This window comes from Streptomyces sp. ML-6 (assembly GCF_030116705.1).
Classification (GTDB): domain Bacteria; phylum Actinomycetota; class Actinomycetes; order Streptomycetales; family Streptomycetaceae; genus Streptomyces.
Window position 1 is genome coordinate 1 of the sequence record NZ_JAOTIK010000004.1, and the last position, 21,105, is coordinate 21,105.

19 protein-coding genes and 1 pseudogene are annotated in these 21,105 nt (G+C 70.2%); 16 read left to right on the forward strand and 4 right to left on the reverse strand.

What is annotated here, in order from left to right; all coding sequences use genetic code 11:
- Window positions 1-764: 764 nt before the first annotated feature.
- From OCT49_RS38640 to OCT49_RS38650, 3 genes and pseudogenes are all read left to right on the forward strand, one after another.
- On the forward strand, window positions 765-1,295 hold the full coding sequence (locus OCT49_RS38640) for a P-loop NTPase family protein (RefSeq protein WP_283849805.1): 531 nt from the start codon (window positions 765-767) through the stop codon (window positions 1,293-1,295).
- A gap of 225 nt (window positions 1,296-1,520) precedes the next feature.
- Window positions 1,521-2,141: a helix-turn-helix domain-containing protein gene (locus tag OCT49_RS38645; RefSeq protein WP_283849806.1), complete on the forward strand. Its 621-nt coding sequence runs from the start codon at window positions 1,521-1,523 to the stop codon at window positions 2,139-2,141.
- A gap of 119 nt (window positions 2,142-2,260) precedes the next feature.
- Window positions 2,261-4,695 (forward strand): annotated as a pseudogene (locus OCT49_RS38650) (helicase associated domain-containing protein).
- Window positions 4,696-7,235: 2,540 nt separating this feature from the next.
- Here the strand turns inward: OCT49_RS38650 and OCT49_RS38655 are convergent.
- Complete coding sequence (locus tag OCT49_RS38655; protein ID WP_283849808.1) at window positions 7,236-7,817, reverse strand: GNAT family N-acetyltransferase; 582 nt, start codon at window positions 7,815-7,817, stop codon at window positions 7,236-7,238.
- A gap of 14 nt (window positions 7,818-7,831) precedes the next feature.
- On the reverse strand, window positions 7,832-8,899 hold the full coding sequence (locus OCT49_RS38660) for an NsdA family TPR-like regulatory protein (protein ID WP_502963523.1): 1,068 nt from the start codon (window positions 8,897-8,899) through the stop codon (window positions 7,832-7,834).
- 342 nt (window positions 8,900-9,241) lie between these two features.
- Between OCT49_RS38660 and OCT49_RS38670 the strand changes: the two genes are divergently transcribed.
- The gene (locus OCT49_RS38670) at window positions 9,242-9,703 is read left to right on the forward strand and encodes a hypothetical protein (RefSeq protein ID WP_283849810.1); all 462 of its coding nucleotides are present in this window, start codon (window positions 9,242-9,244) and stop codon (window positions 9,701-9,703) included.
- Complete coding sequence (locus OCT49_RS38675) at window positions 9,700-10,119, forward strand: DUF6415 family natural product biosynthesis protein (RefSeq protein ID WP_283849811.1); 420 nt, start codon at window positions 9,700-9,702, stop codon at window positions 10,117-10,119. Before OCT49_RS38670 ends, OCT49_RS38675 begins: the two co-directional genes overlap by 4 nt.
- 80 nt (window positions 10,120-10,199) lie before the next feature.
- On the opposite strand, the gene OCT49_RS38680 is transcribed toward OCT49_RS38675, so the two are convergent.
- A complete protein-coding gene (locus tag OCT49_RS38680; RefSeq protein WP_283849812.1) occupies window positions 10,200-10,430 on the reverse strand; it encodes a hypothetical protein in 231 nt (76 codons plus the stop codon).
- A gap of 264 nt (window positions 10,431-10,694) precedes the next feature.
- Here OCT49_RS38680 and OCT49_RS38685 point away from each other — a divergent pair, with 264 nt between their 5' ends.
- From OCT49_RS38685 to OCT49_RS38715, 7 genes are all read left to right on the forward strand, one after another.
- The gene (locus OCT49_RS38685) at window positions 10,695-11,534 is read left to right on the forward strand and encodes a hypothetical protein (protein ID WP_283849813.1); all 840 of its coding nucleotides are present in this window, start codon (window positions 10,695-10,697) and stop codon (window positions 11,532-11,534) included.
- 116 nt (window positions 11,535-11,650) lie between these two features.
- On the forward strand, window positions 11,651-11,899 hold the full coding sequence (locus OCT49_RS38690; RefSeq protein ID WP_283849814.1) for a hypothetical protein: 249 nt from the start codon (window positions 11,651-11,653) through the stop codon (window positions 11,897-11,899).
- A gap of 550 nt (window positions 11,900-12,449) precedes the next feature.
- Complete coding sequence (locus OCT49_RS38695; RefSeq protein WP_502963524.1) at window positions 12,450-12,875, forward strand: conjugal transfer protein; 426 nt, start codon at window positions 12,450-12,452, stop codon at window positions 12,873-12,875.
- 43 nt (window positions 12,876-12,918) lie between these two features.
- Complete coding sequence (locus tag OCT49_RS38700) at window positions 12,919-13,239, forward strand: hypothetical protein (RefSeq protein WP_283849816.1); 321 nt, start codon at window positions 12,919-12,921, stop codon at window positions 13,237-13,239.
- On the forward strand, window positions 13,236-13,493 hold the full coding sequence (locus OCT49_RS38705) for a hypothetical protein (RefSeq protein ID WP_283849817.1): 258 nt from the start codon (window positions 13,236-13,238) through the stop codon (window positions 13,491-13,493). Before OCT49_RS38700 ends, OCT49_RS38705 begins: the two co-directional genes overlap by 4 nt.
- A gap of 119 nt (window positions 13,494-13,612) precedes the next feature.
- Entirely contained in the window at window positions 13,613-14,176 is a 564-nt protein-coding gene (locus OCT49_RS38710; RefSeq protein ID WP_283849818.1) for a hypothetical protein, read from the forward strand.
- 6 nt (window positions 14,177-14,182) lie between these two features.
- The gene (locus OCT49_RS38715; RefSeq protein WP_283849819.1) at window positions 14,183-16,771 is read left to right on the forward strand and encodes an ATP-binding protein; all 2,589 of its coding nucleotides are present in this window, start codon (window positions 14,183-14,185) and stop codon (window positions 16,769-16,771) included.
- A 472-nt stretch (window positions 16,772-17,243) separates the two neighbouring features.
- Here the strand turns inward: OCT49_RS38715 and OCT49_RS38720 are convergent, their stop codons facing one another.
- Window positions 17,244-17,555 (reverse strand): hypothetical protein, encoded by a 312-nt coding sequence (locus OCT49_RS38720; RefSeq protein WP_283849820.1) that lies wholly within the window; start codon window positions 17,553-17,555, stop codon window positions 17,244-17,246.
- A gap of 63 nt (window positions 17,556-17,618) precedes the next feature.
- Here OCT49_RS38720 and OCT49_RS38725 point away from each other — a divergent pair, with 63 nt between their 5' ends.
- From OCT49_RS38725 to OCT49_RS38740, 4 genes are all read left to right on the forward strand, one after another.
- Window positions 17,619-18,770: a hypothetical protein gene (locus OCT49_RS38725; protein ID WP_283856872.1), complete on the forward strand. Its 1,152-nt coding sequence runs from the start codon at window positions 17,619-17,621 to the stop codon at window positions 18,768-18,770.
- On the forward strand, window positions 18,758-19,366 hold the full coding sequence (locus OCT49_RS38730) for a hypothetical protein (RefSeq protein WP_283856873.1): 609 nt from the start codon (window positions 18,758-18,760) through the stop codon (window positions 19,364-19,366). The genes OCT49_RS38725 and OCT49_RS38730 overlap by 13 nt, the downstream gene beginning before the upstream one ends.
- 162 nt (window positions 19,367-19,528) lie before the next feature.
- Window positions 19,529-20,473 (forward strand): C40 family peptidase, encoded by a 945-nt coding sequence (locus OCT49_RS38735; protein ID WP_283849822.1) that lies wholly within the window; start codon window positions 19,529-19,531, stop codon window positions 20,471-20,473.
- Window positions 20,474-20,691: 218 nt separating this feature from the next.
- On the forward strand, window positions 20,692-21,099 hold the full coding sequence (locus OCT49_RS38740; RefSeq protein ID WP_283849823.1) for a TnsA-like heteromeric transposase endonuclease subunit: 408 nt from the start codon (window positions 20,692-20,694) through the stop codon (window positions 21,097-21,099).
- The last annotated feature ends 6 nt before the right edge of the window (window positions 21,100-21,105 follow it).

Consider the following 21,105-nt stretch of genomic DNA (forward strand, 5'->3'; position numbering starts at 1 on the left):
CTGAACCGACGGCACCAGCCACAACAGGGCGTGCCCGGGGGGCGGAGCGCCCCGGGCACGCCCGGGGCGGCGCGGCACCGGCCCCAGCCCCCCGGGAAAGGTCCTCAGGCGCGCCCCAGCACGCCCGCGCCGCTCCCCGCCCCTGTGCCCCGTCCCGTCGACGGCTGCATGCTGCGCCCGTCATGCCGTCAGGCACGGCCCCCTCTGCACCCTGCCCCGCAGCCGGGCGGAATTCGGGCCGTCAGGCGCGGCTGAAGAGCCGTCAGGCTCTCCAGCCCGTGCTTGGGCGCTCCCCAGCCCCCGCATCGCCGCGCCTTGGCCCCCGCACTCCGCGTTCCGGGCCTGCGCTGCGGCCTGATCGTGGCGGGTAGTAAGGCCGGTAGCGCGGAGGGGCGCAGCGGTGTGACGGGCGGGGTGTGGGTGTGGGCCTCGGCGAGGTGCTGGCCGACGACAGTTCGGCGCTAGCGGGCGGCCGCGCTCGGCCAGGGCCGCGCCGAGGCCCACACCCACACCCCGCCCGTCGGTTCGCTGTCGTGTCAGGTGCGCCTGCCTCCTCGGCACGCCCTCCCAGCGGGTACGTGCAGGTGCACCATGGCCGGCCTTGTCGGACCGTCGACGCCGAGTGGTCGCGTCGCTGCCTCCGGGGAGGGCCCGCCCCGGAAAAACAGGATTAGGCAAAATGGGGTGGAAAATGCTCCCGAGTCCGGGATAATTAATTTCCGCTGCACTGCCTGGATCGCTCGACAAACAGTTAGGAATATCCGATGAAGAAGATCGCCTTATTCGGCCCTCCTGCGAGCGGGAAAACGACGATCGCGAAAGAACTTTCCGCTTCGCTGGAAATTCCTTGCACTGACCTTGACAATGTGCTGTTCACCGAGAACGGTCCTCTTCCACTCGATGAATTCCGGGGCAAGGCCGAGCGGATCACGCGGGGGGAATCGTGGGTGGTCGAGGGGAATTACTCAAAGCTTGCAGACGTGGTGTGGCACCGGGCGGATGTCCTGGTCTGGCTCGACCTCCCGTTGCCCCTGATCGTGCGCCGGATCGTGTACCGGAGCCTGCGCCAGCTCACCGGCCTGGACGCGAGCATCCAGGCGCAGCGGCTCACGTGGAAGCGTGCCTTCTTCGGGCGGCGGTCCCTGCTGCGCACGGCTGTCCGGAAGTATCGCAACAACCGCCCCCGGTATGCCCGGCAGGTCGCCGAGACGGCCGAGCTGGGCGTCCGTGTCGTACGGCTCCGCAGTGGGCGGGAGGCGGATGCATGGCTCGCGCGGCAGCTCTCGGGACGGTGAGCGGGTCGCAGGGGATGAAGGCGGCACCGAAGAGTCTTAGATACTGTAATGTTGTAACTGTCGAATGCTGGGTCGGGAAAAGGTCGAGGCCGACGGAGAGCCGCTCTGAGAGCGACCCGGCACACCGCCGGCCTCGTAACCACGTCGCAGGCCCGGAAAAGGAACCAGCCTGCACCCAAACTCTACAGGTCGCACCTGCGGCACAGCAGCCCTCGAGGAGACGATGTGATCCCCCGTAACCGGCCGGTCATCAACGAAGCCGACGTCGCCCGCCGCATCGGCGTGCCGCTGGCCACCTGGCGCCGCCGCGACGCTCCTGGCTTCCGCAGCCGCGTCCCCAGCCTGCTCCCTGAGAGTCGCTACCTGGTCTACGACCTGGCCCAGGCCGAGGCCTACATCGACGGCAAGCCGATCCCCGCACTGCCGCAGGACGAGCACCCCGAGGACCTGCTCACCGCCGACGAGGCCGCCGCGGTCCTCGGCATCAACCCGGGCACTGTCCGCGCCTACGCCGTTCAGGGCTACCTCTCGGCCGGCACGACCGTCTACGGAGCCCGGCTGTGGCCCCGCCGCGAAGTCAACAAGCGCCGCGACAACCCGCCGGGCCAGGGAAAGGGCGGCGGCCGCCGCGCCGGCGAACCTCAAGTCCCCCGCAAACAGCACTCCTACGAAGGAGACCCGCGGCTCCGTACCGCCAGTGAGGCCCTCGCTGCGGCGAACAGCGCGCCCAAGAGCCGCATCGCCGCCGAACTGGCCGCAGAGCACGGAGGTACACCCCGCACCTGGGAACGGCTCCTCACCGCAGCCGCGGCGCTCCAGGACGGCGCCCCCGAGGCCCGTGCCTGAGAGACCACCCCTGACAACGAGCGCACGGAAGCGGGCCTCCCCGAGGCGGGGCACCGCATCGGTGCTTCCTTCCTGATTACGCGTCACCCGCGAAAAGGAGAACACGGGACATGACCGTGATGAAGCTGCGTGACCACCAGATCGAGGCCGTGAGCGCGATTGTGCGCGGTCTCGATATCCCGCCGGGCGGTATTCCCTGGAATGGTCTGCGCGGCCAGGTGCACGCCGCGTGCGGAACGGGAAAGACCATCATCGCGGCGGCCTCCGCGAAAAGGATTGTTCCCAAGGGCCGCGTTCTCGTGGTGGTGCCGACCCTCGATCTCCTGGCGCAGACCGTGAAGGCGTGGAGCAGCGTCGGGCACAGAGGGCCGGCGGTCATGGTGTGCTCGCCGCTGGAGGATCCGGAGCTGTGGCACCTGGGAGTGCGGTGCACCACGAACCCCGTGCAGCTGGCGCTGTGGCACGCCACGGGGCCAGTGACCATCTACGCCACCTACGCCTCGCTGGGCGTGCTCAGGGAAGCCTTTGAGGGCGCCTACGGCCAGAAACTCGGCCCGGTGGACCTCGCCTGTGTCGATGAGGCGCACCGGACGTCGGGGTCGATGGGGAAGGCGTGGGCGGACATCCATGACCAGACGAAGATCCTGGCGCGCCGGCGGCTGTATCTGACGGCGACGCCGCGGATCTGGGAGGAGCGGCTGAACCGTGAAGTGGCCGAGGGGTGCGTGACCCGTTGCCGCGGGAGATGGCGGCCTCGATGGATGACGAGAAGGTCTTCGGGCCGGTCCTCTACAAGCTGTCGCTGGCGTCGGCGGTGTCGCGCAAGTTGCTGGCGCGGTACCAGATCATCGTTCTGGAGCTCCAGGACCCGGTCGTGACGCCGGAGCGGCTGATGGGTGAGGAGCGGCACACCGAGGAGGTCCGCGGGCAGCGCCTGGGTGCCCTCCAGGCTGCGCTGCTGCACACGATGGAGCAGCACAACCTGTCGACGTGCATCACCTTCCACCACCGGACCATAGAGGCCGCGGCGTATGCGGAGGGTCTGGAGCGGGTGGCCGAGCGGCTGCACGCCGACCGGCCCGAGAAGTACCCGGCTCGGATCTGGGCGGACTGGCTGTGCGGTGAGCACGTGCCGGAGCGTCGGCGGGAGGTGCTGCGCGGGTTCGGCTCCACCGCCCGGCGGGCTGTGCTCTCGAACTGCCGCGTCCTGGGTGAGGGCGTGGATATCCGGGCCGTGGACTCGGTGGCCCTGCTGGACCCCAAGGGGGCCCCGCACGACATCGTGCAGGCGATCGGCCGCGCTCTACGTCAGAAGCCCGGTGAAGGAAAGCTCGCTTCCCTGATCGTGCCGGTATTCCTCCGGCCTGACGAAAGCCCGGAGGATATGTTCACCTCTGGTTCGTACCGGCCTTTGGTGAAGGTATTGGAAGGTCTGCGGGCTCACGATGAAGAGGCAATCGAGTTGCTGGCTATTCCGCAGGAGCCGCAGAAGGACGTCGTGCAGCCCTCCAGATACCTCGGTGCTGCGCCTGGTGATAACGAGGAGGAAACCCGGTTGCTGCTCCGTTTCGCGGCTCCCAGGGACCCTGTGATGGTCGCGGACTGGGTCAGCTTCAACGTGATCGACACGGAGCGGCAGGACTGGGCTCGTGGCTGGGCGGCGCTCAGGGGCTTCGTCGAGCGCGAGGGGCACGCCCGGGTGCCGTACGAGCACCGCGAGAGGGCGTTTCCTCTGGGGCGGTGGGTCGCGGAGCAGCGGCGGGCGTTCGGGGCGGGGCAGATGGCCGGGGTGCGTGCCCGGCGGCTGGAGAAGCTGGGCATGGCCTGGTCGGCCGCTGATGCGCGGTTCCAGGAGAATCTGGCGGCGGCGAGGGTGTACTACGAGCAGCACTGGACGCTGTGCGCGCCCCGGTCGGCGGCGGTGCTGGACAGGCCGGTGGGGCAGTGGCTGTCCAACCTGCGCCGTCCCGGCGCGCTGGCCGGGCACCCGGAGTGGGAGGCCGCGCTGGTGGCCCTGGACGAGGACTGGAATCCGTCGTGGCCGGCGCAGTGGCAGCGGCACTTCGCCGCGCTGCGGGAGCTGGTGCGCGACGAGGAAGGGCCGGCGGAGGTTCTGCCCGGGTTCACCGTGCACGGCATGGACGTCGGCAAGTGGCTGGCCCAGCAGCGCAGGCCCGAGGTCTGGGCGGCCCTGGTACAGGGTCAGCGCGAGCGCCTGGAGGCGGTCGGTGTCACCCCGCTCCCGGTGACCGTGCTCCCGGAAGTCCCTGCCCCGGCCCCGGCCCTGGCGGAGCCAAGCATGCCCGCCGAGTCGTCCACGGCGCCTGTGAGCGCCTTCGAGAGGGGCGTGGCGGCCCTGGAGCAGTACAAGGCCCGCACGGGCTCTGTGAAGGTGCCCAGGGCTCACGTGGAGGTGTTGCCGGACGGGTCGGAGGTCAAGCTCGGAGTCTTCCTGTCCAACACCAAGTCCAGGCGCGCGAAGCTGACCGTCGACAAGCTCGTCGCGTTGGCCGGCCTCGGGCTGGAGTGGGCGGCCATGGAAGGAGCGGCGTGATGATCGCAGCCGCGGAAGAGCGGGGTGTGCAGGATGCTGTGCGGCGGCACGCCCGCACCAGGGCCTTCGCGGAGGCGGAGGGCTTCGTCTCGGCTGTGCTGTCCGACCCTCGGGTGCAGGTGACGCGGGGGCGGGTGGACGGCGGAGACGGAGCTCGGCATGGAGCTGTGCATCCGTCTCCAGTCGTTCCAGGACCGCTATGACCAGGCCGTGGCGGGTGGCGACGTGGCCCGGCTCCCGGGATCTGCCCGGGCAAGCACGGCCGCTGGGGGCGGATCTGCGTCCTGCCCGACGGGCATGAGACCTCGATGGAGGAACCGCACTGGGGCCGCAACAGCGAGGGCCAGCCGATAGCGTGGGTGGGCAGCACACCTGACGACTGGTGAGCGGCGGTGGTAAGACCGGCGGAGGGACCCCGGGGCGCAGGGCGGCCCGGGGTCCTCCACTGTCCGGGGCCGGGGACGCCTCTCCCAGGTCCTACACGCACTGAGGTGCGATGCCCGGGGTTCCGAGCTGCGGCATCGCACTGGTGTGCGTGTAGGGCCTGGGAGCTTGGGCCGCTCCCCTCACCGAACTGCGGCGCGGCCAGGACCAGTTCAGTTCGGAGTGAGACGACCTGACCGACAAGCGCCAGGCGCTGGCTGGCCTCGGGCTGGAGTGGGCGCAGTAGCGCAATGGGGGCTCTATGGGTCCTGCTTTCGGTGCCCTTCTACATGCTGTGCAGCTAGTCGGGGGAGCGGCAGCGGAAAGCTGCGGTTGGCGCGACTCCACCGCGAGCAACTTTCAGTGACACTTGAAGCGGTACTGAAAGTTGGCTACGGTGGGGGCTGCACCAACCGCACGGGCAAGCCCTGCGGCATCGCCCCGGAAGGACCTGTGGAATGACCGTGAGCAAACTCCCGACACCCGTGTCTGAGACGGCGACTGTGGCGGTGCGCAACGCCCGGAACACCCTTGCCATGGTGGCCAAAGGGCCGATCCTCCGAACGGGCAACCCTGATGACTCCGCGCGTGTGGTGCTGTGCTGGGGCGAAGGCGGCGCCGGGGCCCTGAACAGGTGGGAGGTCACGGCCTCATGGCGCGGTCACGGCTTCTGGGTGGCACAACACAAGGGGAGTGGTTCATCACTCGCGAGCGAATGCACCCGGCGGACCTCAGTAAGAACCCGAAGCAGTGGCGCAAGTCTGAGCAGGTCCGACACTCGGACCGCCGCCCGATCCGGAGCCGGGCAGAGGCGGAAGCCCTGATGATCGCCCGGGTAGAGGAGCGGCGTGGCCGTGAGTCCAAAGTGCGTGGGATCATCAAGGCCGCGGCCGATGGCCCGGCTCCGAAGTGGACCCCGGCCCCGAGCATCATCAAGCCGCGCAAGGCCCCGCGTGCGGACTGGTCCCCGGCTGACGTACTGGCCAAATGGGGCGACTCGGTGAGCTACGAGGAGATCATCGAGGAGGAGGCCGAGGACGTCGCCACTTTTGAAGGGGCTGCCGGTCCCTCGGGGCTCGTCGAGTGCCAGGCAGCGGCCGAGACCACAATCAGCCAGAGCGCGGAGGCCGGAGAGATCAAGACCGGAGCACCGACGGGGCCAGCACGCCGGCGCCTACCAGGGTGTCCGACCCGGGCAGTGTCCAGACGTGGGAGGGCGGCGGCACGGTTCCGGGCGTCGATGATCCCTGCCCGACAGCGCCCTGTCAGGGCGTTAATGCGAACGGGTCGAGCGAGATTCTCCTGCAGGTGGCAGAACCTGTCTCCGACGCGCCCGTAGTACCAACACCCGTCAAAGGCGTGCCCCGGTACCGATTCAGGCGATGCGACGACCGGGGATGCTACCCGGTGACGGTCGATGGCGCGTTTGTCGGCCACGTCTACCGAATTCGCTGCACATGGTTGGCCATCGGCCTTTCCGAAGAGCATGCGACCAGTCACACCAGCCGCGCGGCAGCAGCGGCCCGACTCGTAGCGCTGATTGACATGCGGGTCGCTGCTGAAGCCGACATGGCGCGCAACATGCGGCGGCGCACTGAGCCACCCCAGGGATGGCGCTTCACCATGTGGGACGCGGTCGGTCCGGGCGACATCGTCCGAACCCCGGCCCGGTGCCAGCCCGTACAGGGAGCCTCGGACGGCGGTCCGTTGTATCCGGAAGTGTGGAGCGCCCCGGTGACCTTGACCGGTGTCGACTATCTGTCCAGCGGGGCCATTGTGGCGCGTGGACAGGAGGAGGGCGCGCCTGCATGGTCCGGAATGGGTGTCCTCCTGTCCACGCCAAAGTTCGCTGAGGTCGGCGTCCTGGTGCCGGAGACGACCCCGGCGCGGACGACCCCGGCACAGTGGGTCGGCGCCCAGGCCGAGGGAAAGGGAAAGGTGCTCTTCCCCTTCGGGGGAAGAGGTGTCGGCGGCTGCGTCACGCTGACCCATGCCGCTGACCTGCGAGGACAGCGGGCAAGCGAATCCACCGTTGGCAACCTGTTGAGCAACCCGTTGCGCAACCTGTTAGGCAACCCGTTACGCAACCTGTTGAGCAACCGGTGGGCCTGCGGGCTTTACGTCGACATGGTGGCGACGGTTCCGTCGTGTGGTGGGAGATCGAGCAGCATGGCGTGGAAGAGCGGGGCGGCCGGGAGGGTCGGGCGTAGGCCGCCCAGTGTCTGCCAGCCCCATGATTCGTACAGTGCCCGGACCTTGGGGTGCTCCTGGAGGACCAGGAGCGTGGCGCGTTGTTCGGGCCGGGGTATGAGCAGTGCGTCGTGGAGTCGGCGGGCGGTGCCGGTCTTGCGCCAGGGGGCGCGGACCATGAGCTCGCTGAGTGCGTAGGTGCGAGTGCCGGTCTCGGTGATGGTGTCGGCGGGTGTGTCGGTGAGCAGTCCGCTCCACCACCGGCTGGCGGGAGGCAGCGGGGCTCCGTAGGCGTAGCCGACGGGCTGGTCGTGGTCGTAGGCGACGGTGCAGGTCCAGCCGGGGCGGGTCATCCAGCTGTCGAGTCCTTCGGCGAACCGGTCGAGGGCGCAGAACGGGTCGCTCTGTGCCTCCTTCGCGTAGACCTCGGCGTAGATGTCCAGCAGGAGCGGGCGCAGGCGGGGGGTGTGGCGGGTGGTGTAGTGGCGGATTTCTATGCCGGTGGTCACTTCGGGTGGTTCTCCTATGCGGTGGCGAGGGCGCGGTGGAGGGTGGCAAGCCGGTCGGTGATGGCGCGGCTGCCGATGTGTGTGGTGTCGATGGCGGCTGTGGTGGTGTGGGCGTCGGTGGTGTTTCCCTGGGCGAGCTGGAGTTCGGCGAGCTGGACGGTGTAGTACGCGTGGCTGCGGCGCAGGCCGGGTTCGAGGAGGGTGAGGGCCTGGGCGGTGGCGGTCTCGGCGTCGGCGAGATGCCCCATCGCCTGGTGGGTGATGGCGGCGAGTCCGCTGATCTCGGCCGTGGTGAGGAAGTTCAGCCACCGGGGTGCGGGCTGGGTGGGGTCGATGCGGTCGTGTGCGGTCTGGGCGGCGAGCAGGGCGCGGGCTGCGGCGGGGCGGTTGCCGGTGTGGGCGTGGCTGATGGCCAGGCGGGATTGGAGCAGGGCGGTGTAGCGGGGGTTCTGGCGGGCTGCGCGGCTGGTGAGGGCGGTCTGGCTGATGCGCAGAGCTTCGCGGTGGTGGCCGCCGCGGCGGGCGTGGATGGCGAGGTCGGACCAGGCTCGGGCCTGGGCCTGCGGGTTGGATCCGAGGATGGCTCTTTGCAGGGCGGTGGTGCGCCACCGGTGTGCTGCGTCCAGGTTGCCGGCGTCGTCGGCGGCCCATCCGGCAGAGCTGCACAGCGATGCGATCGTGGTGTGGAGTGCCTGTTCGACGCGGGGGCCGTAGGTGCAGTGGTCGGCTGCGGTGGTCAGGCGGTCGAGGTAGGTGGTGGCGACGGTCAGGAGGGGTTCGCCGCCGATCGCTGCGAAGTGGGCGTCGAGGCGGTTGATCCTCTCCCGGGCGCGGGTGATGTCGCTCATCGCGAGGCGGCCGCCGGTGGGGGTTTCGTCGATGCTGAGGGCGAGGGCGACTGTGGTGGCGGCGGTGGCGATGATGAAACGGCGGCGGCGCACGGCACCTCCTTCGTCGGTGCGGGAGGCCTTGGGGGGGTGGGCAGGTTCGCGCTGTTTTTGCCTCGGGGGATGAAGCCGAGTGCCTGCGCCGGGCGGTCGAAGAGCTGTTCCAGGGCGTGAAGGTAGCGGGTCCAGGGCCATCGGACCTCGCCGCTGATCCAGCGCCGTACGTGGCGGTCGGTGCACTTGCGGGGGTGGTTCTCCCCGAAGATCCGGGCGGTGACCTGGTTGATCTCGTCGGCTAGGCCCTGGTGTGTGAAGCCGTACTCGGCCATCACCGCCTCGAGCCGGGTGTTCCGCTGCCTGTCCATCAGGTCCCCCCGTAAGTACCGGTCGCGGCGCGGACGGTAGTCCTGCCGGTTTTCTCCTGTTGGTAAAACTGTCCGGTCCCTGGCCGGTACTTGCCCGGAATCCGGCCTGAGCCCACCCGAACGTGTCGCGGTTGTCTGGGAGTACGCCGACAACCGTCCCGGGGAGGCCCTCATGCCGAACTCGTCCGGCCACCACCGCACCGCCCGGCCCTTACCGGCCCGGGTGCGCAGGAAGATCGCAGCGCTCCGCGCCCCGGCATCAGACGGGCCCCTCGTCGTCCCGGTGACCGCGGTGGCGCTGTATGCCGTGGTACCGGTGCCGGGCACCGAACACCTGGTGCTGCCTCCTCTGGCCGCGCACGCAGAGGCACGGGACTGGAGGGTTCCGGCCGGGTGTGCGGTGACCGACACCGGGCCACTCGACCAGGAGACGGAGCTGCGGCCGGGCTGGGCACGCATCCGCGCAGCGGTGGACGGCGGCCGGATTTCCGGGATCGTCGTCCCTTCGTTCGCGCACATCGCCTACCGCTGGCACGACTGGAACGCGCAACGGTCCTGGCTGCTGGGCCGCAATCTGTTCGTCACCGCCACCGACACGGTCACGGGTCTGGAACCGGAGGAATCACGGGCATGAGCTACGGCGTGCTGCACGACCCCGAGGCGCTCCTGGCCGAGGAGCTGCCGCTCGACCGTACCCCCGTCACGGCGCTGGCCGACGCGATTCTGGCCCGGAAGAACGTGAAGGGTCTACGGGCGGGCGACTGCGCGCAGATCGCGCTGCTCCTCACAGGGCACGCCCGCGTCGTCGCCGCCGAAGTGGGCCGGCGCTTCGAAAACCTGCCCAAGGACAGTGACCTGCGGCCGCTGATCGACCAGGTCCTCCAGGAAGCGGAGCGCCGCCTGTCGGTCACTTCCCGGACCACCCTTGCGTACGCCCAGCAACGGGCCCGGCTGGTGAAAGCGCTGTACCGGGCGCTGGACCGGCTCCCCAACCCCGGCCCGCGCCCGAGGACTCCTGACCTCTGCGGCTCCCCCGGTGGCACGGGATGAAGGAACCCTCGGGTCGGAGAAGGTTTCCATCCCCGGGGGTTCCTTCGTCTCGTGAGGACGGCCGGATGCTCGGGCCTCGGTCAGCCCGCCCACCCGATGTCACGGACCTCCAGACCGTCGCGGTAGGCCACGTACGAGACCCAGCACCGGCTCCCGAACACGTCGACAACGTCCTCGCCGCCGGGCGTCGGCCACCGGTCGGGTCGCTTCGCGACGTCGACGATCAGGTCCTGCACAGTGCTCCGCGCCGCGGCGGACGGCAGCCCGTCCATCACCTCCGCGGCCAGCCACTCCAGCCGTACGTACCGCATTCTGCGCACCCCCGGTGATCGGCAGGAGAGCACGCTACGACGGAACGTCTGGGCTTGCCGGGGCCTGTGGATATCCCGGTGATGGGCCTGTGGCGGCCAACGGCAGTAGTGGCATCTGGTGGTTACCCGGGTCAGCGCGAGCGCTCAGTGCGACGTGGGTCTGCTTTTGGGCAACCTTCTGACCTGCGCATTTGATGGTTTGGGTCAGCGGTCGGGTCAGGGGTGCTGAGAAGAGTTCACGGCATCACCTGAACGGGAGCTGTCGTGACTGGAACGCGGGTTTTTGAGTCGCTGGATGCCGAATGGGCGCTGGTCTGCGCCGAGGCCGGGAGCGCCGAGATGGTGCTGGGCTGGTTGCAGGAGGGCGGGGTGGTCCTCAGCTGCGGGCGAGCAGCAGGTCTCGAGGATGTGCTGGCCGAACTGGGGGGTCGGGACCGGGGGCAGGGGCGTGTGCACAGTGACCGGTGGATGCGGGTGCTGCTGGAGCGGGCGGCCGGTGAGGGTGTTGGTGCGCAGTTGGCTGCGCGGGTGGTGGTGCAGGCGATGGTGCCGGGTGCGGTGCGGCTGACGCAGCGGCTGTTGCGGGCCGGCCGGGATTTCGACGAGGTGGGGCAGGTCGTCGTCGCGTGCCTGTACCAGGTCGTACGCCGGTACCCGTTGCAGAGGGCGGGCGGGGTCGCGGCGAACCTCCTTTTGGAGACGCTGCATCTGGCGAGCCGTGAGCTGAGGGCGGATGCGGAGACGGACGCGCTGCCGTGGCACCCGGCCCTCGAATCGGCGGTGGTGTTTGACGGGCCGGTGGCCGATCCGGCGGAAGAGGTCTGGCAGACGGTCGTCGGACGGCAGGCTGTTGAGGCCGGGCTCCTCGCAGCTGGTGAGGTCCCGGACGGTGCGCGGGGCGAGCTGGTCGAGCTGCTGGTGTGGGCTGTGGCTGCCGGACTGCTCGAGGTGGTACGGGCTCGGGTGATCGCGGAAGAGTCCCGGGCTGGGGCGCGGGAGAGCGCGGAGCGGGCTGGTGTGTCCGCGATTGCGTGGCGGCAGCGTCGGAGCCGGACCGTGCGGCAGCTGCGGTCGGTCGCGGACCGGTGGGTGCAGGCGGCGTGATGACGATTTCTCAGATTTCTCGGCTGTGGCTGTCACGTCTGGGGGGCGGGCGCTCCTTGGTCTGGGTGTGCGGCGGAACGGCTGCCGTACTCGGGCTTGGAAGGGGTGAGCGGGACATGGCGGATCCGGTGCTCGCGGCGGAGGACGGCGGGGACATCGAGCTGCTGGTGCGGGCGCGTCGACGGTTGCGTGATCTGGTGGTGCAGCTGGAGGTGGCGCCGTTCGCTGACCGAACGGCGCGGTCCATGCGCGCCTACCTCGATGAGGATGCGGCACCGGCCCAGGCCGCGTTCGCCCGCTGGGCCGCGTTGCCGAAAGCGGCTCGGGACACGCTGGCCGCCCGGATGCGGCAGGAGCAGCCGTGAAGCGCCGCAAGGAGCAGCCGCAGGATGTGCTGCCTGCCGAGGCGGGTGGTTGGGCGCTGGGTTCCCTGGGCGGTGCGGCGAACGCGGTAACGGTGATCCGCCGTACGGCCTGGGTGCTGTTGGTGGCCGGGCCGGTTCTGGCGGGGTGGGCGCTCGTGTCCCGGCCTGCGGTCACGGCGCCTGCGGCCCCGGTGCGCCAGGAGCAGCCGGCGGCCGGGCAGCCTGCGGGGCCGGGTGGGTTCGCCGAGTTGTTCGTGAGCGCGTATTTGACGGCTGGGGAGGGCACCGAGGAGTTCTTGGCGCCGTTCTTGCCGAATGCCCGCGAGGTGAGTCTGACGGCTGATCCGGGCGTGCAGCGGGCGCAGGAGGTCGCGGCGGTAAGGGTGCGGGCCGTGTCTGCCGGGTACTGGTCGGTGACCGTGGCTGCCCGGGTGGTCTCGGCCGGTGCCGCGGGCGGGAAGAAGACAGGGCTGGAACCGGGTGGGGCCGGGCCGGTGCTGCGGTATTTCCAGGTTCCGGTCAGGGCCGGTGCGGGCGGGGTTTGGCGGCTGTGGCGCTCCCGGCCGAGGTGGGTGCGCCGTTGTCGGGTGAGGCTCCGTCGCTGGCGTATGGGCAGTCGGTCCCGGTCCGCAGTACCGATCCTGCTGCGCAGACGCTCACGGGGTTCTTTGCCGCCTATCTGGCCGGCCGCGGCGAGCTCGACCGCTACTTGTCCCCCGGGACGGCCCTGGCCGCGGTGTCGCCTGCCCCGTACGGGCGGGTCGAGGTGGCCCGGTTCGCCGAGGTCGGCACGAACGACCCGTTTGGCACCGACGAGCGGGGCGTTCCCGTGTCCGACGGGGAGCGCAGGCAGCTCCTCGTCGATGTCACCGCATCCGATGCCGGCGGGCAGGAACGGCCGCTGACGTACGCCGTCACGATCACCGCGCGGGACGGGCGCTGGGAGATCGCATCCGTGGAAGGGGCCCCGTGCTGAGCAAGGAGCCGGTCGGGGCCGGGACGAAGGAGAGCGCGCAGTGATGGACGTGACGGTACTGGCTGGGGCGATCGACGACGTCGACCAGCTCACCCAGAGGATCACCGGTTTGCTGGTCGGCTCGGTGATGTCGTTCATGGTGGTTGCGGCAGTGGTGACTGCCTGGGCCAAGTCGAAATCGATTCTGGCTGCCGGTGTGGCGCTCGCCGGTGGCGTGGCGTTGTGGTTCGCGGTGATGAATGCTGCGGTGTTCCGCGACAGTGTGGGCGAGGACATCGCTCCGAACAGCGGCTCCGTGAAGAACGCGGGCGCTGTTCATGCGGTGGTCCGAGTCGTCGAACCGGTGGACGGTGCGCGGCGATGACCAGCGTTCTCGCCGTCTTCCTGACGGCAGTTGTGGTGCTCTTCTCGGTGTCGCATGTATGGGCCAAGGTCCGCTCACTGTTTTCTTCGGTCGCAGTACTCGTCGGCACGGCGCTCTTCTTGTACGTGCTCCTGGCGGCCGTGTTCCACGACAGCGCCGGTGTCGAGATCGTCTTCGACGGTTCCGTGAAGAGCGCGGGCGCCGGTCACACGGTGGTCCGGGGCATCGAACCTGCGGCCGGTGAGCAGCGGTGAGCGGCGTTGCGGCGCCGGAAGTGCTGGTTGGCCGGTGCTACACCCGGGCGCGCCGTCACCCTTTGATGATCGGGAAGTGGCCGGGTGGGCGGGGCCGGATCTGGGGTGGTCCGTACACGGTGCCGCAGATCGTGGTCCTGGCCGCCTCGCTCGCGGGCCTGGTGCTGACGCGGGGGGTGTGGGCTCATTTCGGGCTGTTCAACTATGCGATCGCGATCGGTGGGCCCTATGGGTTGTCGCTGCTGGTGCGCCATATCCGGGTCGACGGCCGTAATCCGCTGGCGGTGGCCGCGAGTTCCGCCTCGCTGGTGGCGCGGCCGCGGGGAGGGCGGCTGGGCGGTCGTCCGCTCAGGTCGCGGGGTGGTCACCAGCCGCTGATCGGGGTGTGCAGCGTGACCTGGGCCGCACCGCAGCCCGGGGCAGGTGCCAGGGGCGCGGGCCGCCCCGTGCTCCGCCCGGTCCGGTCTCAGGCTGCGGCCTCCCGTGTGATGGGCGCCGGCCGCACCACCACAAGCGCTTCTGTGTCCGAGAGCCCTGTGCCCGTCGGCCGGAAGGACGTCGGCGCAGCCCGTGGAGCGGTTGGCCGTCGGCCGGCGCCGGTCGCGGCTTCGTTGCTCGCCGCCCGGCGCCGCGGCCGCCAGTTCAGCACGAGTGATGCGCCTGTGGCGCAGCGAGGGGAGTGACCTGTGATGCGGATGCCGATCCGGCATGTGGCCGGGAATGTGATGTGGACGGTGCACGGTCAGGTCTGGGCGGTCTACCGGGTGGCGGGGGCGGATGCCGCTCATGCCTCGCGGCGGGCGAAGGAGCAGCGGCTGGGGCAGCTGGAGGCGCTGGTCAAGGCGCTCAAGGGTGAGTCGATGCTGCTGAGTCTGTGCCCGGCCGTCGACCCGGCGAGTGTGGTCGCGAAGATGACCGAGGGGATCGATCTGGCGGGCTGTGGCCGGTACCGGCAGGCCATCGGTGTGCTGCGGGGGCAGTTGGAGCAGTTGGAGCTGACGGGGCGTACGGACTGGCTCGCAGTTCCGCTTGCGATGACGCGCGGGGAGTCGGTACGGGAGGTTTTCGCGGCGGCGCGTGCGGATGTTGCTCTGCAGCTGGGGCTGCTTCCGCGGCCGGTGTCGGCGCGCGAGGAGGACGAGCGCCTGGCCCAGGCGCAGCGGATGGCGTCGGTGTGGCCGCCGGGTATTGCTCTGCGTCCGGCGACGACGGCGGAGGTTTTGTGGATCTACGGGCACAGTGCCCGTCGTGGGGTGTTCGAGCCGGTGCTGCCGGAGGGTGCGGGGCCGGGGATGCGGGGCCGGGGGCGGGGTGCGGCGGCGCTCGGCCAGGTGGTGCTCGCCGAGGGCGGCAACCTGTTCGACGAACTCGACGGGCAGGGCCTGGGCGGTGGCGGGGCCGGTTCTGTCCGGGCGGGGAGGCAGAAGGCAGGGCGAGCGAATCCGTTCGCGCGGCGCTGGCTGGAGGTGACCACGGAGTGGGGGCCCTCGTATCAGGTGATGCTCGCGCTCTCCGAGATGCCCGAGGCGTTCGCGTTTCCCGGGTCGGAGTATCTGTCCTCCCTGGATGCGTTCTCGTTCCCGGTGGACTGGGTGGTGCGCCTGAGCGTCTCCTCCGGTACCGAGGCGGAGGCGAAGACGCGGCGTCAGGCGCGTGAGCTCGCCAACCAGTACAGCGAATACGACGGTGAGACCGCGGGTGTCCCGGCCAGCGTCGACAAGGCAGTGGGCGGGCTGGACGAGTACCGCGAGCGGCTGACCGCCTCGCAGACGGAGGTCGAGGTCCGTGCCATGACCGCCCTGTGCGTGTGGGGCGGCACCCCGGAGGAGGCCGAGCGGCGGGCCGGGGAGCTCGCCGGGCACTTCACCGGCAACGAGTACACCTTCACCCGGCCGCACGGTGAGCAGGAGAACCTCTGGTACGGGATGCTGCCTGGTACCCGCACTCCGCGGGTCATGGCCCAGTACGCGCAGTACCTGGTGGCGCGGGACTTCGCGATGGCCGGCCCTTTCACGGGCAGCGGGCTGGGGGATGCCTCGGGGCCGTTGTTCGGGCTGCAGCTGGCCGGCGGCGGGGTCAGGCCGGTGCTGACGGACTGGGCGCGCGGCCCGCGGGAGAACACCTCGGCGACCGCGGCGTTCATCGGGGAGCTCGGTGCGGGCAAGACGACCGCGATGAAGTCGGCCGTGTATTCCGTGCTCGCCGCGGGCCGGCGGCTGCGGGGCGGTACCCGGCGGGGCCGGGCCGTGATCGTGGACCGGACCCCGCGCCAGGAATGGCTCCGCTACGCGCAGGCGTGCCCCGGCGAGACCGAGTGCATCACCATCGACGACCAGGCGGCCGTTTCTCTCGATCCTTTGCGGCTGTTCGCCGGGCGGGAAGCGCAGCGGTTCACCGAGTCGTTCTTGACACTGCTGCTGGGGCTGGCTCCCATGAGCGATGAGGGCATCGCCCTGTCGGAGGCGGTCGAGGCGGTGCTGGCCGAGCCGCATCCCTCGATGCGGGTCCTGGTCGAGGAGCTCACCAACCGCGGCGCCTCGGGTGATACGCATTCGGCGATGGCTGCCCGCCGCCTGTCGGCGGTGAGGCGCAAGGACCTGGCTCGCGCGGTGTTCGACGAGTCGCTGCCCGTGGTCCGCGGCTCGTCGGCCGACACCCTGGTCTTCTCGGTGTCCTCGCTGGCGTTGCCCACCAAGAGCGAACTGCGCGGCGGGGAGCGGCTGGAGAAGATGGAGTTCGAGAAGATCTTCGGGCGTGCGGTGATGTACCTGATCGCCGCCCTGTCCCGGAAGGTCGCCTATGCGGACCTGGACGAGTTCGCGCTGGTGGTGTGGGACGAGTGCTGGTGGCTGACGTCCAGCCCGGAGGGCCTGGCGCTGGCGCTGGAGCTGGTCAAGGACGGGCGTAAGCACAATGCCGGTGCTCTCTTCGGCGGGCACGACGATGACGACATCGGCCCTGACGACGAGGGCGGGCAGATCCTGCGCGGGCTGATCCCCCGCAAGTTCGTCTTCCGGCAGACGGACCGCAATCTCGCCCGCCGTACCCTGCTCTTCCTCGGCTGCAACCCGGACGACGAGGACCTCCTCGCCCTGGTCATGACCGGGCTGTCGCCCAACAGCGCCGAGTTCGGTGACGAGGAACGGGCGGCGCGGGCCGGTGAATGTCTGCACCGCGACCTGACCGGCCGAATCGGTGCCATGCAGGTCACACTGCCCGCCGACGAGCAGGCTGTGGCCCACATCCATTCCCAGCCCATGCAGAGCGCAGCAGCATGACCAGGCGGGCTGCCGCATCGGCGGGGACACCGAGGGCGCGCGCCCGGGCCCGGGGCGTGGGGGTGCTGCAGGGGGTGAAGCGGTGGGCGCGCCCCGGGCGGTCCATGGCTGCGGGGCTGATGCTGCTGGTGCTGTCGTTCCTGGTGTCGCTGGTGCTGGCGGGCGTGTCGGCGAGCGCGGCCCCCACACCGACGCCGGCGCCTTCGCCTTCGGTGGGTCCGACGCTGCCCGGCCCGCAGAACCCGCTCGAGCCGAGCCCGCTCGTCCCCCAGCCGGGTACGTCGGGCCGGCCGGATGACTCCCCGCTGATCCGGGACGGGATCAAGGAGGCCGAGAAGGAGGAGAAGGCCGCCCGCGCCGAGTTCGACAAGCTGGTGGAGAAGTACAAGAAGGACCGGGCCGCGCAGGGCGGGGTGCTGTCCGCGTTCGAGGTGACCGACCGGGACGGGAATCCGGTCAGCTCGTACCGCATCTACTCCGACACCGGGGACTGGAACGACTGGGACCTGAGTGTGCAGGGGTTCCTCGTCGAGATGATGTTCATGGGGAACAAGTGGATCGTCAGCTTCGCCTGCTTCCTCTTGACCTGGAGCCTGGCGTTCTCCCTGGCCGGGCTGATGCTCAAGCCGGCGCTGCAGGTGTCGACGTCGCTGTACGGGAGCGTTGTCGTGCAGATGGGTCTGCCGGTGCTGTTCCTCACCTTCACGATGGTCGTCGCGTCGTGGCATCTGCTGTTCGGAAACCGGGTGCGCGGCTGGGGCGAGATGGCGGCTGCCCTGGTCATCTCCGCACTCGCGCTCGGTGCTCTCGCCTCTCCCCGCAGCTCCTGCTCAGCAAGGACACCGGGGTGGTGGGCGTGGTGCGGGACCTGGCGGTCGAGACCGCCGCCCTGGTCCTGGACAAGGAAGCCATCGACACGGCCCGGCCGACCACTGAGAGCGGATGGGAGAAGAAGCCGTCCGGGTCGACCGTGGGTGCGCAGGTCCGGTCCTCGCCGAGCGCGCTGGCCCGCCCCATCACCGACGCCCTCGTGGACGCGTTCGTGGCCCGGCCGGCCATGCTCCTGTCCTACGGGCGGACCTTCGAGGGCAGGTGCGGGAAGAAGTTCCGCGATTCACGGGTCCAGCAGGCCGTGTTCGACCAGCTGGTCGACACCAAGATGGAGAAAGGCAAGTCCTTCCTCAAGGACCTGCCGGGCTTCGGGATCGCGCTGCCCGACAGCGTCAAGAACTGGATGGTCGACACCACCGTCGACGCCGCCACCTCCCAGATGCTGGAACAGGTCCACGCGTCCGGCCCCATCAAGGCGTTCGAGAAGGCCTGCGTCCAAAACGCCGGCACACTGAAGAAGGCGTCGATGGACAAGGTCGGCGGCGCGCTCTTCATGCTCCTGGCCGCGTTCCTCACCTGCATGTTCGTCATCGTCCTGGACGGTGCATTCCTCTTCGCCCAGCTACAGATCGCCATCGAGGCGATGATCGCAAAGGTGGCCCTCGCGGCGGGGATCCTGCCCGGCCCCGGCCGGGCCTGGCTGTGGGGCCGGGCCGCGGCCATCGCCCGCGGCCTCGCCCTGATGCTCGCCTCCATCGCCTCCATGTCCGTCTTCATCGTCGTCGTCAACGCCGTGCTGAACACACCGGAAAGCGACCTGCCGGGCGGTCTCACCGTCCGGTTCGTCCTTTTGGACTGCGTCTGCGTCGCCGCGTTCATCTACCGCAAGAAGCTCGCCCGCTCCACCCGCGGAGCGGTGGCACGCGCCCGTCACCGCCTCGGCAACTCGCCCCTGGGCGGATCCGTCTCCCCCGCCCCCGTCGACATGCCGAGGCGCGGCGGGCTCGGCAAGGGCCTGCTGCTCGGCGGGCTCATGCTCGGCGCGGCCGCCGCCACCGGGGAACCGGTGCTGTGCTCGGCGGCGCCGGACGCATCGGCTCCACCCGGCTCGCCGGACGCATCGGCGGCTGGCTCGCTCACGGCGGGGGCCGTGCCGTGGCGGGGCTGACCCGGCTCACCGGCCGCACCATCGAGGCCGGGGCGAAAGGCACCGTGAAGGCCGGGGTGTTCGGCCTCAAAGCCACTGTCGGACTGCCGGTGTACGGGCCGCGCGCGGCCCGCAGGGTCGGCGCGGCTGCGACCGCTCTGCCCGCCCAGGCCGCAGGCCGGGTCAGCAGCGCCGTCCAGAACCTCCAGCAGAGCGCGCAGAGTTTCCACCGGAGCTACGTCCAGCCCGCCCAGCAGTTCGCCGGGGAGTACCGGCACAACGTGCGCTCCCTCGGCCGGATCGTCCGGGGCCGGCCCGGGCTCGGCCCCTACACCCCGCCCCGGGCCGCTGTTCCCGGTCCCCGGCGGGCACCGGCGCCCCGCCCCGCCCGGCCGGCTCCTGCACCCCAGCCGGCCCCCGCACCGCCCGTCCGGCGGCGCCCTGCGCCGCCGCGCGTCGCCCAACCGCCCTCCAGCGCGGCCCAGGCCATGCTCCAGCAGCGCCTGCACCGCATGCGCCAGCCGCGGAACACCGGGAGCAGCACCCCGCCTGCGCCCGTCCCCTCCGCCCCTGCGCGTCGTTCGCAGGCCGCGCCGCGCCTGGGAGGGCGCTCATGAGCGGCGCACGGAAAGTGGCCTTGGCCGTTTCCCTGTACTGGTTTCGGCTGTGGGTGTCGTCGGCGTCCTGGTGCTGTTCATTGCCGCTGTCGCAAACGGGGCGGCCGGACACGAGAAGGAGGCCGCCGCCCCGCCGTCCGTGTCCGGGGCGGCCCCGGGGCGGTGGCCGGCATCAGTCCGGTGATGCTGTCCGCCTACACCCGCGCCGCCGCGAACGTGCGCGCCCTGCGGCCGAAGTGCACGGGCATGCGGTGGTCCGTCATCGCTGGGATCGGCAAGGTCGAGTCCAACCACGCCTCCGGGCGCACCATCACAGTCGGCGGGGATGTCCGCCCGCGTATTCTCGGGGTCCGGCTCAACGGATCCGGGGCCGGGGGGAACACGAGCGTCTTCTCCGACACCGACCACGGCCGGCTCGACGGCGACACCGCGTACGACCGGGCAGTCGGCCCCATGCAGTTCCTGCCCTCCACCTGGAACGGCCCCAGCGGCCAGGACGGAAACGGTGACGGGGTGAAGGACCCGCACAACGCGTTCGACGCCGCGCTCGGAACCGCCGTCTACCTGTGCGGAACCGGGACCACCGACCTGTCCCGGACCGACCAGCTGCGCAAGGCGGTCTACCGCTACAACCGTTCCGAGGCGTACGTGGGCGACGTCACCGGCTACGTCGACGAGTACGACCACCTCCCCGCCGCCCAAGACAGCACGGCGGGGTCGGCGACCGGCCGGGCCGGCGCCGTCGTCGACGCCGCGCTGGCACAGCGCGGCACTCCCTACGTGTGGGGCGGCGGCAGTACCACGGGCCCCACCAAGGGCGGCTACGACTGCTCGGGCCTGATGCTCTACGCCTTCTACCAGGGCGCCCGGGTCACGCTTCCCCGCACCTCCCAGCAGATGCGGCACTCCGGTACCCGGGTCCCCCGCTCGCAGATCCGGCCCGGCGACCTCATCGTCATCAACAACGACGGAAACTGGGGACACGTCGGCCTCTACACCGGCAACAACACCATGGTCCACGCGCCCCGGCCCGGAAAGACCGTCGAGACCACCTCAACGTCCGGGTACTGGGAGCGGTACGACTGGGACGTACGCCGAGTGCTATGAAGTCGTGTAGATTCTCATTGGAGATGTCGTTGTCTCAGTGTTCTGTCATCAACTTGTCGTCCAGCAGCCCGAGTTACAGGACGGGCTCGACGTAAACGACGAACGTCATCTCGGTTCGAGAACCAGCCTTTCGCTTGGTTTTCCATGCCTTCCGTGCAGATTCCCGCTGGCCACGCGCCATCGTCCCGGTGTCGGTTCCGCCTACACAAGGGGTCGCTGTGGCACGCGCTTCGAGCCAGAAGAGCACGACAGAAGGTGAGACGGTCTCGGTCCGCTACCGGCAAGCGGATGGCCAGTTCGTTGAAGCGGTCCTGGACCGCCTCATCGTTCCCGAGGTGACCGGCGGCCTGCCGGTACGGGATTTCCGCTGGTACAAGGGCCGTCGTCATTACTCGGGCTGGTACCACGCCGCCACAGTGGGGCGGCTGGTGGCCTACGAGAGCCGGTTGGAGCTGGCTCGGATTCTGCTGGCCGATTTCGACCGCGGTGTCGTGGAGATCGCCTCCCAGCCCTTCCAGCTGGCCGGTCGTGACGGTGACCGGCTTCGGCGGCACATCCCTGACCTGCTGCTTGTCCACTCTGACGGTCTGGTGACCGTCGTCGATGTCAAAGCCCCTCACGCATGAAGGACC